1 pseudogene is annotated in these 530 nt (G+C 30.6%); it reads right to left on the bottom strand.

Annotation, left to right across the window (positions count from 1 at the left end):
* Positions 1-530 (bottom strand): annotated as a pseudogene (locus tag AMN84_RS03600) (phenylalanine--tRNA ligase subunit alpha); the annotation flags it as partial.

The following is a 530-nucleotide window of genomic DNA, read 5'->3' as shown; positions in this document are numbered from 1 at the left end:
GAGGCTTTCCTTTTAACATGGTTCGAACTTGAACAGGAGAGGTATGGGTTCTAAGTAAGGTCTTCATATTCTCATCCAAATAAAATGTGTCATGCATATCTTTTGCTGGATGATCTTCAGGAGTATTTAAAGCAGTAAAATTATTATAATCATTTTCAACGTCAGGTCCTTCTTCCACACTAAATCCGATTTCTGAAAAAATACATGATATTTCATCAATTACTTGGGATACGGGGTGAATCTTTCCTATTCTGAATTCCTTCTCAGGTAAAGTAACATCAATTTTTTCTTTTTTTATTTTCTCATTAAGATCTTTATCTAAAACTTCTGATGCTTTTGTCCTAAATATTTCAAGCAATTCTTGTTTTGCTTTATTTATATTCGATGCAAAGTTTTTTTTCTCGTCCTCAGATAAAGATCCAAGTTTTTTAAACTCGGAATTTATAAATCCATTTTTACTGAAAATATCTGATCTTATGGACTCAATTTCTTTTGAATCCTGAGTATCATTTAATCTGTTTTTAAACTCG

This window comes from Candidatus Pelagibacter communis (genome assembly GCF_001180105.1).
In the GTDB taxonomy this organism is placed as follows: Bacteria; Pseudomonadota; Alphaproteobacteria; order Pelagibacterales; family Pelagibacteraceae; genus Pelagibacter; species Pelagibacter ubique_K.
This window is presented reverse-complemented; position numbering and strand designations above follow the sequence as displayed.